Consider the following 10215-nt stretch of genomic DNA (forward strand, 5'->3'; position numbering starts at 1 on the left):
CCCCTAAAGGGGACTTTAGGGATGTGTAGAAGCAAGAGTAATATAATGAAGAATACCATATACAATTGAAAAATAAAAACATACTAATAGTTACTTCAGAGTTTCCGCCACAACCAGGCGGTATTGGTAATCATGCATTACATTTGGCTTTATCTTTACAAAAAGAGAATTATAGTGTACATGTAATTGCCGATCAACGCTCGGTATCTGGTGAAGAGGAAGTGGCTTTTGATGCTACTTTACCTTTTCATGTGGTTAGAATACAACGAGAGAGACTTCGTTTTAAAATGTATATACAGCGTATATTTGCTACGTATAGGGCTTTTTCTAAGGCAAATCATGTGATAGCTACGGGTAAGTTTTCGCTTTGGAATGTTGCTTTTATTACTTTGTTTAAAAAGAGAAATACCTTGGCTGTAGTACATGGTAGTGAGGTGAATTTTAAACCTTTTCTTTTAAAAAAATCGATAGATATTTCTTTACAACGCTTTCACCGTATTGTTGCGGTTTCTAAGTATACCAAAAGCTTGATTACGCATATAAATAAGGAAGTAACAGTGATACCCAATGGTATTTGTCTTGAACATTGGGAAACAGAAAAGGTGCCCAAAAAGGTGTTGCCAGGAAATCCGGTACTAACTACCGTTGGAAGAGTAAGTACAAGAAAAGGACAACTGCAAGTTATTATGCAATTACCAGCACTTTTAAAAGCATTTCCTACGTTGCATTACCACTGTGTAGGTATACCTACAGAAGCCACTGCTTTTTTAGAAAAGGCGACACAGTTGGGAGTAGAAAAACATATTACTTTTCATGGTAGTGTGAACGATTTTCAATTAAAGGAAATTTTATTACAAACAGATGTTTTTGTAATGCTGAGTACCGAGAGTGCTACTGGCGATGTGGAAGGTTTTGGTATTGCTATTTTAGAAGCGAACGCCTTAGGAATTCCTGCTATTGGATCTGTTAATTGTGGTATTGAAGACGCCATACAAAACGAAAAGTCAGGAATATTGATTGATGGAAAAGACAGCATGCAATTACAAAACGCCATAAAAAGTATCTTAGAAAAAAAAGAGGCATTCTCAGCCACAGCAAAGTGCTGGGCTAAACAACATGATTGGACTGTTTTAATAAAACGTTATATAGCTTTACTACCATGAAAACCTTAACCATTATTTCGCATACCGAGCACTATAAAAACCCAGACGGAAGTATTGTTGGGTTGGGTGCTACCGTAACCGAAATAAATCATTTAACTGCGGTTTTTGACCGCATACTACATGTAGCCATGCTGCATGATGTGCCTGCGCCACCAAGTGCATTGCCATACACTTCTAATAAAATAACATGTATAGCATTACCAGCAGTTGGAGGTACAGGCATACAAGATAAGTTTGCGATTATATATAAAGCACCTAAAATAATAGCAACGATACAGCAAGCCATACAACAAACCGACTATTTTCAATTCAGAGCACCCACAGGAATCGGTGTTTTTGTCATTCCGTATTTAATGTTTTTTAGCAAGAAGAAAGGATGGTTTAAATATGCCGGAAACTGGAAACAAGAACACGCGCCATTGGCCTATAGTTTGCAACGTTGGTTGTTAAAAAAGCAAAAAAGAAAAGTGACTATAAATGGTAGTTGGCCAGACCAACCTAAGCAATGTTTAACCTTTGAGAACCCGTGCTTAACGGAAGCGGAGGTAGCCGAAGGAAAAGCACTGGCGGCTACTAAAAGCATAGAAGCTAAAGCGCTTCGGTTTTGTTTTGTTGGTAGGTTAGAAACAGAAAAAGGCCTTGGTTTACTCATAGCTGCATTTAAAAACTTAAATGCAGAAGAAAAAAAACGCATTCAAGAAATTGCTATTGTTGGTGATGGTAAAGCCAAGCAAAAATATATGGATAGTACTAAAAATAGTGGATTACCATTTGTGTTTCATGGTTTTTTGTCACGTGATGCCGTACATAATATATACAAAGTTTCCCATGCTATTGTGCTGCCATCGGCATCTGAAGGTTTTCCAAAAGTGATTGCAGAAGCCATGAATTATGGGTGTTTGCCTATAGTGTCTAACGTGTCTTCTATTGGGCAATATGTGCAATCAGATAACAATGGGTTTTTATTAGATACGATTTCTGTAGAGAGTCTTTTGGCTGCGATACGTAAGGTGGTATATATAGACCCAAAGGTGTTTAGTACGATGTTAAATCATCAAAAGAATGCAGAAAATAGATTTACCTATGCCTATTATAATCAACGAATAACAAATGCATTATTATAGAACTATTTTTTTAGATATTATCTATTTTTTATCTATTATACTTTGTTAGTGTAATTAATATTAGGTGTAACAAAAAAAAAATTTTACATTTATCGCAAAGCTATTCAATTAATTGATTTCAATGATTTTAAAAAAAGTGTCTTGGTTTTTTAAACGACACCATTTTCTATACATTACTCGTTTTAAATTACTGTCTAAAAACGCTAGTATAGCCGCTATACAAAACTGTAGCTATAATGAATTTAATCTGGAAAAAGATATCCCTAAAGATTTTAAAAAAATAAACGCTATTATCTTTAAAGAGGCAAAACCAGCATTAGATCTTCCCCTTGTAAAACAATTGAGTATATGGTTGTATAAACATATAAAAGGAGGTCCGGGTTTAAGTGCTCCAAGTGATAAAGCCTTACAAATTATGCTTGCAGGAAAAGGAGGGGTTTGTAGTGATATGGCACAGATTTTTAATAATTTTTGCGTTATTAATAGGGTTTTAGTTCGGGAATGGGGAACCACAAGAGCTCCTTTTAATAAAGAATATGGCGGACACTCCTTTAATGAGGTTTTTATTAAAGAATTAAATAAATGGGTACTTATTGATGTATATGGAAGTTTGCTATTTTATGATGAAGGCAGCGTACCATTATCTGTAATAGAACTTTACCAAAGAGTAAGAGCCAAAAAGAAAATACTATTTAAAAGTTTTGCTAAAGATAGAGAAGTAGATAATGCAAATGTTATAAAAAATTATTTAGACCCAAATACTACTCCTTTTTTAATCTGTAACTACTCCAATAAAACCTACGATTCTTTTTTAGGGCTATTTAGACCACATATTCCTGTTTTTATCATACACTTTATGGTGTTTCTTTTAGGAAAAAGTTATCATTACCGTTTTCCTTTAGATAATTATAAAAAAATATATTCCTAAGCTACTATGCTTTATATTCTGTTACCAATGGTTTATTTGTGGTTTTGTTGTCTTATTTTTACTTTTTTATACCATTTTAGTAATTAATTAAATTTTTTTGAAGACAAATATTACCTATATAACTGCTGTTGGATTACATGTGCTCATAGGCATACTGGTGTATGTAAATGAAAGTTTGGCTAAGGTGTATTTTTTTGCGGCACTATGTTTTTTTCTGTACCGTATTATTCTTTCTCCTAATCATTTAAAAACTTTTGAAGTATTAAAAGCCTGTGCTTATTTTGTTGGTGCTGAGGTATTGTTTAGAACCACTAGAGGTTCTATTTCTTATGAAGCCGCAAAATATCTAGTAATTGTTTTTATGGTTATAGGTATGTTTTATAAAGGGCTTTCGGGTAAGGGCTACCCGTATTTTATTTACCTCATGTTTTTAGTGCCTTCTATTTTTGTAGCTTCTACTACCTTGAGTTTTGATGCTAACTTTAGAACCAATATCGCTTTTGTACTTAGCGGGCCTGTTTGTTTAGGGTTTGCTGCGCTTTTTTGCTACGATAAAAAAGTAAGTATTGGCCAGCTACATAAAGTACTTTTGTATATGGTGCTGCCTATTATAGCCAATACCATATACATCTTTTTTTATAACCCTAGTGTGCGGGAGGTAATCTCTAATACGGGGTCTAATCGAGATAGTTCAGGGGGATGGGGAGCAAACCAAGTGGCAACAATACTCGGTTTGGGTATGTTTATTATGGCGGTACGCATTTTTACCAAATCTCCTACTATCTTTTTAAAGGCTTTAAATATTGTACTGTTTTCTGCCATCTCTTTTCGTGCTATTGTGACCTTTAGCCGTGGAGGGGTTATAACTGGTATTATTGCAATAATCGTTTTTTTGGCGATGTATTTTTTTAAAGTGTCTGCAAAGCGAAAGAGCGAAATTGTAATGATGGCTTTGGTGTTTGTATTCAGTATGGTTGCTACCTGGGTAATTAGTTCTACACAAACCGATGGGTATATTGATATGCGTTATGCCAATAAAGACCATTTAGGACGTGAAAAAAGTGATGTTACCACAGGAAGAGGACAATTGTTTGCCGAAGAACTGGAAGGTTTTATGACACATCCTTTTTTTGGAATAGGTTCTAGTAGGGCTAAAGATGCCCGAATAGAAAAAGATGGACAAGGGGTTACCTCACACAGTGAAACCAGTAGACTGTTGGCAGAACACGGTATGTTTGGCGTGATTATATTATTAATATTAATTTTTAAACCTTTAGAGTTTCGATCTAGAAATAAAAGTAGTTATTTTTTCTATGCTTTTTTATGTTTTTGGTTTGCTACCATTAATCACTCTTCTATGCGACTGGCAACGCCATCTTTTATTTATGCTTTGGCTTTATTAAACGTGACTTATGAAAAAAATACTATACATAGGAAACAACTTAAGTAATAAAAAATCGAACCCCTCTTCTATACAGGTTTTAGGTGCTTTGTTAGAAAAAGAAGGGTTTAGGTTGCAGTATGCATCTTCAAAAAACAATAAAGTTTTGCGGTTGCTAGATATGGTTTGGGCTTGTGTGCACAAAGCAAGAACTATAGATTTTGTGCTAATAGATACTTACAGCACTTTTAATTTTTATTACGCTTTTGTGGTTAGTCAAATATGCAGAGTGCTACAGCTAAAGTATATACCTGTGCTACATGGCGGTAATTTACCCGTACGTTTAAAAAAGAGCCCTTATTTATCTGGGTGTATATTTAAGTATGCCTATAAAAATGTTTCGCCTTCCTTGTATTTGATTGCTGCTTTTAAAAAGCATGGCTATAGCGCTGTACGCTATATACCTAATAGTATAGAAATTAGTAAATACCCTTTTAAATCACGAAAACTGGATAGCTTAGATTTGCTATGGGTGCGTTCTTTTTCTACAATTTATAACCCAGGTTTGGCAATTAAAGTTTTGCATAAATTACAAAAGCAAGGCCTTAAGGCTTCCCTTTGTATGGTTGGGCCAGATAGTGATGGTACTATGCAGGAGGTAAAAGAATTAGCCAATACACTAGAGGTAGAGGTTACTTTTACAGGTAAGTTAACAAAGGAAGCATGGATAGCCCTATCTAAAGGGTATAACATATTTATAAACACCACCAATTTTGATAATATGCCTGTGAGCGTTATTGAAGCTATGGCCTTAGGTTTGCCTGTTGTTTCAACCAATGTGGGAGGCATGCCTTTTTTAATAGAAAATAATAAAGAAGGCCTTTTAGTAGAAAAAGAGAATGTAGATGCTTTTGTAAAAGCAATAAAAGAACTTGTGCAGCATCCAGACAAAACACAAACTAGGGCTTTAAAAGCTAGAAAAAAAGTAGAATCTTTTAGTTGGCACTTGATAAAAAAACAATGGGTGGAAGTACTGTGTTAAAAATTTTATTAAAATTTATATAAAGTACAAACCCTATAATATACCAATTTTCCCCTTTAGTTTATTTTTAGTAGTTCCTCTCTTTAGTTAAAGACGACCAAGCGTAAAAAATAGTCCTGTGTACTATTTTAGCCTATGGGCGAGCAGGCGCAAGGCAATGTCCGACGGAGGGTTTGTATTATTATTATTATTATTATTATTATTATTATTTCTTCACCTGTATGGCACTTCAGTAAATGCATTCCTCTATTTAACTAAAGAGGGGGCTGGTATCTCTATACAGATACCACCACTTCCTGCTATAAAATCAAAGAATATTAAAGTTTGTCTAAAATGGTTGTAGATTTTGGTTTTGTTAAAGAATTTTTTGCTCTTTTTTTCTCTAACAGAGCTATTACTTTCTCTTCAGAAATTTTATAGTAAGAACAAAATGCTTGCGTACTAAGCTCTCGCTCTTTAGGCAACTCATATTTCTCTATAATATTATTAAATATATTACAGGCAGTTCTATAGCAAACACCCTTAAGTAAAACTATATCATTTACGGTTAAAAATAAACTGTCCATATTCTTTTCATTTTAATGGCATGATGCCAATTTGCAAAACCAACTAGCAACATAATTATACATTTTTTTTTAGCTATAGTGTATGAACCAGATAACTATAAAGTAGGTATAATAGCGCATCTTGTTAGTAACACTTTAGTAATTGTTTTCAAACCTATTATTTTTAAGAATTTTAAAATAGGACAGAAACTAAGCACTATAATAAAAATAATGTAAACCATTGTTTTATAGTTGTTTGTGGGTTTTTTAGCTTCTGTTTACATCCTTTTGCTTTAATCTTTTTTCAAATAGGTTTCATAAACAATACAAATCTATATAATGTGCTACTTAATGGTTAAGACATGAACTTTGTTAAAATATATTTAACTATAAAGCGCTGAGGTTTAGATAGTTGTATTTTGTTAATTTTCGTGTGTCTGTTTTAACGAAGTGTTAGCTTAACAAATTCATTTCCTATAGCTTTCCTATGGCTTTCCTATAGCTTTCCTATGACTTCCCTATGAAATAGTATCCGTATCATTTTATTTTTAGAACAGATAGTAATAATTAGTAGTAGATAGTAACAGATGGTAACAAATAGTAACCATTTGTAATAGATAGGAATGGATAGTAACAAATAGTTACAATATGTAATAGATAGGAATAGATAGTAACAATATGTAATAGATAGGAATAGAAATTACGGGATAGGAACAGAACAATAGTAAAGTGGTAATTATCTGTAATGTTTGTGCTTACACTGTTTTTTGATGTTTAATGCTAGTATGTTTGAGGTATTAGAAGAAGCAAAGAAACCCACTTTTTCAAATTAGGTTTGTAGGTCGACATGCATAGCATAATTTCAAAAGAGGTATTGCCAACTAATAAAACATTTTTTTATAACAGATGAACGGTTTAGTTTATCATAAATTAGAATATCATGGCAAAAGTAAAGTCATTATTTAATGTAGAAGGAACACTGGGAGAAGTGACATTCTACAAAGATCAAGACGGATATAAAATCCGTACTAAAAATGGAGTTTCTAAAGAACGTATTATGAGTGATCCTGCCTATGCAAGAACTCGTGAAAATCTTACAGAGTTTGGAAACACAGCAAGAAGTGGTAAAATGCTTCGTAGAAGTATAGTAAGCTTAATGAACGATGCTAAAGACAATCGTGTAACTTCTAGATTAACTCAGATAATGAGTAAAGTTAAAAACGAAGATCTAACATCAGTTCGTGGACAACGCAATGTAGCTACAGGTATCTTAACGGCAGAGGGTAAAGCCTGGCTAAAAGGATTTAATTTTAACAAAAGAGCGATTTTAGATGCGGTGTTGCAGTCTACTTATACCTTAAACACTACTACTGGTGAGGTGTCTATTGCTGATCTAGTTCCAATACAACAATTGGCATATCCAGAAGGTGCTACACATGTAGAGTTTAGCTCTGGATTTTTAAACTTAGATTTTCTTACAGGAGATAAAGATTTGCAATTAAGTAATCTTGTAAATCTACCTGTTGATGCAACGGTTTCTACAATAACCTTAACACCTCTAGGGGTTCCTACAGGTAGTGGACAGAACTTTTATTTCTTAAAAGCAGCATTTTTTCAAGAGATTAATGGGGTGCAATACCCACTTAATAATGGGGCTTTTAATGCTTTACAGCTTTTAGAAGTAATATAAAATTTAAAGAAAATAGCTGTACTAAAAGGACTATTCATATAAATAGTCCTTTTTTATTGTCTGTTTTAGAATAAAACCCCTCCAATAAATAACACTAAGGGGTGGTCTTTCAAAAAAAGACTAAACAAATAATTTAGAAATAAAACCTTACTCAAATTAAGAATGAAAAATCCTAATAAAAGCTATAAAGTTTTAATAAGGAACATGAAAAATACAGCAAGTATAAACTAATATAAATACTTGTTTAATTATACGAACTTAGTATCTTTACCCTAACTAATATTTTTATGACCAACAAGGTAGATATTCATTTTAATATTTCAGAAAGAAAAATACTGCTACGTATTTTTGATCTCTTATCTGTTTTTGTAGCTCTTTATAGTGTTGGACATTTTTTTGAATTTGACTATTTTTATATACAGTCAGAAAATTGTATTTGGGTTATTGTATTGGCCTTATATCTTACCGTTTTTGGAACTGTATTTGAATTGTATGATTTACAAAAAGCAAGTAAGAAGGAGTCTGTTTTAGCAAATATTGTATTAACCGTATCTGTTACCGTTTTATTTTATTTATTAACTCCTTTTTTTACACCTTTTTTACCTATAAACAGGTTACAGATTTTATACTTCTATTTGGCAATAACCTTTGCTTTAGTGCTTTGGAGGTTGGCGTATATAACTTTTATAACCTCACCAAGATTTTATAAAAAAGCATTGGTAGTAGGTGAGATTTCTAATATACAACCAATTATTAAAGCTTTTAAAAGTGCAGATCCTAATTATAAAATAATTGGGTTTATTAATTGTGAAGAAAAGAGCGCAGATACTATTAAGATTAATGGGGTTAAAGAGTATTCGCCTAATGAACTACAAGAAATTATAGTTCGAGAAAAAATATCGGAAGTAGTAGTGGCTAGTTATAATTCAGAGACCATTACCCAAGAAATTTATTACGATTTAATTAGACTTTTAGAAAAAGGGTTTCCTATTAGAGAATATACACAAGTATATGAAGACATGATGCATCGTGTACCTGTGCAGTTTGTAGGTAAAGATTTTTATAAATATTTCCCTTTTAGTAGAAATAATCAAAACAAGCTCTATTTATTTTTTCATCGTTTTTTTGATCTATTCTTTTCTATTATAGGAATTGTATTAGCATTTCTTTTAGTGCCTTTTATACTGTTAGGTAATGTATTAGCAAACAGGGGACCTTTGTTTTATAAACAAGAACGAGTTGGTAAAAATGGAAATACCTTTAATATCATTAAGTTTAGAACCATGATTACAGATGCCGAGAAAAATGGTGCTGTTTGGGCCAGTAAAAACGATACTAGAATTACTTTTTTTGGTAAGTTTTTACGTAAATCTAGATTAGATGAAATACCACAGTTTATAAATATACTAAAAGGCGATATGAGTTTAATTGGACCTAGACCAGAACGACCTTGTTTTGTTGAAGAACTCTCTCAAGTGATTCCTTTTTATGAAACGAGACATATTGTTAAACCCGGACTAACTGGTTGGGCACAAGTAAAAGTTAGATATGGCTCTAGTGTAGATGATAGTTTACTAAAGTTACAATATGATTTGTATTATATTAAGCATAGAGGTTTCTTTTTAGATGCTAATATTCTTATTAAAACAATTAGTACAATGATCTTTTTTAGAGGGCAATAAGGGCTTAAGAAGGGTGTGCTTTTTGTCATTACTTCGCAGGCAGGAATCCACACGCTGATTTTAATACTTGTTTCATACTACTTGTTTGTTCTTCTTACGTAGTCCGAACTGCGTTTACTATTTTGTATTGTTTGTCATTCCTGCTCAGGCAGGAATCCACACGTTGATTTTAATGCTTTTTTCATACTACTTGTTTGTTCTTTATGGGCTTTTTAATAAAGGGAATAGTAAAAGGGTATTAATCATTAGATTCCTGCTTTCGCAGGAATGACAGTAAGACTATTTTGTGTTATTTGTCATTCCTGCGCAGGCAGGAATCCACACGTTGATTTTAATGCTTTTTTCATACTACTTGTTTGTTCTTTATGGGCTTTTTAATAAAGAGAATAGCAAAAGGGTATTAATCATTAGATTCCTGCTTTCGCAGGAATGACAGTAAGGAACGACAGTCAGGAATGGATTTTAATTTTGTATTGTTTGTTTTTCTTACGTAGTCAGAACTGCACTTACTATTTTGTGTTATTTGTCATTCCTGCGTAGGCAGGAATCCACATGCTGATTTTAATGCTTTTTTTACGCTACTTGTTTGTTCTTTATGGGCTTTTTAATAAAGGGAATAGTAAAAGGGTATTAATCATTAGATTCCTGCTTTCGCAGGAA

8 protein-coding genes are annotated in these 10215 nt (G+C 32.8%); 7 read left to right on the forward strand and 1 reads right to left on the reverse strand.

What is annotated here, in order from left to right; all coding sequences use genetic code 11:
- Positions 1–65 precede the first annotated feature (65 nt).
- The 5 genes from KO494_RS08540 to KO494_RS08560 all read left to right on the forward strand — a co-directional run bounded on the left by KO494_RS08540 (position 66) and on the right by KO494_RS08560 (position 5638).
- Positions 66–1163 (forward strand): glycosyltransferase family 4 protein, encoded by a 1098-nt coding sequence (locus KO494_RS08540; protein WP_215967190.1) that lies wholly within the window; start codon positions 66–68, stop codon positions 1161–1163.
- Positions 1160–2287, forward strand: coding sequence for a glycosyltransferase (locus KO494_RS08545; protein ID WP_215967191.1), 1128 nt, complete (start codon positions 1160–1162; stop codon positions 2285–2287). Before KO494_RS08540 ends, KO494_RS08545 begins: the two co-directional genes overlap by 4 nt.
- Before the next feature lie 121 nt (positions 2288–2408).
- Positions 2409–3215: a hypothetical protein gene (locus tag KO494_RS08550; RefSeq protein WP_215967192.1), complete on the forward strand. Its 807-nt coding sequence runs from the start codon at positions 2409–2411 to the stop codon at positions 3213–3215.
- A 97-nt stretch (positions 3216–3312) separates the two neighbouring features.
- On the forward strand, positions 3313–4665 hold the full coding sequence (locus tag KO494_RS08555) for an O-antigen ligase (protein ID WP_252730357.1): 1353 nt from the start codon (positions 3313–3315) through the stop codon (positions 4663–4665).
- Entirely contained in the window at positions 4628–5638 is a 1011-nt protein-coding gene (locus KO494_RS08560; RefSeq protein WP_215967193.1) for a glycosyltransferase family 4 protein, read from the forward strand. Before KO494_RS08555 ends, KO494_RS08560 begins: the two co-directional genes overlap by 38 nt.
- Positions 5639–5955: 317 nt before the next feature.
- Here the strand turns inward: KO494_RS08560 and KO494_RS08565 are convergent, their stop codons facing one another.
- Entirely contained in the window at positions 5956–6204 is a 249-nt protein-coding gene (locus tag KO494_RS08565; protein WP_215967194.1) for a hypothetical protein, read from the reverse strand.
- A gap of 919 nt (positions 6205–7123) precedes the next feature.
- Here KO494_RS08565 and KO494_RS08570 point away from each other — a divergent pair.
- Together KO494_RS08570 and KO494_RS08575 are read left to right on the forward strand one after the other, a co-directional pair.
- Positions 7124–7873 (forward strand): hypothetical protein, encoded by a 750-nt coding sequence (locus tag KO494_RS08570; protein WP_215967195.1) that lies wholly within the window; start codon positions 7124–7126, stop codon positions 7871–7873.
- A gap of 287 nt (positions 7874–8160) precedes the next feature.
- Entirely contained in the window at positions 8161–9555 is a 1395-nt protein-coding gene (locus KO494_RS08575; RefSeq protein ID WP_215967196.1) for an exopolysaccharide biosynthesis polyprenyl glycosylphosphotransferase, read from the forward strand.
- Positions 9556–10215 lie beyond the last annotated feature (660 nt).

It is taken from the genome of Lacinutrix sp. C3R15 (assembly GCF_018860825.1).
Lineage (GTDB): Bacteria > Bacteroidota > Bacteroidia > Flavobacteriales > Flavobacteriaceae > Oceanihabitans.

Coding starts and splice junctions, on each gene's coding strand:
- KO494_RS08560 (WP_215967193.1), top strand. CDS start 4,628: ATGAAAAAAATACTATACATAGGAAACAACTTAAGTAATAAAAAATCG.
- KO494_RS08565 (WP_215967194.1), bottom strand. CDS start 6,204: ATGGACAGTTTATTTTTAACCGTAAATGATATAGTTTTACTTAAGGGT.
- KO494_RS08575 (WP_215967196.1), top strand. CDS start 8,161: ATGACCAACAAGGTAGATATTCATTTTAATATTTCAGAAAGAAAAATA.
- KO494_RS08545 (WP_215967191.1), top strand. CDS start 1,160: ATGAAAACCTTAACCATTATTTCGCATACCGAGCACTATAAAAACCCA.
- KO494_RS08550 (WP_215967192.1), top strand. CDS start 2,409: ATGATTTTAAAAAAAGTGTCTTGGTTTTTTAAACGACACCATTTTCTA.
- KO494_RS08570 (WP_215967195.1), top strand. CDS start 7,124: ATGGCAAAAGTAAAGTCATTATTTAATGTAGAAGGAACACTGGGAGAA.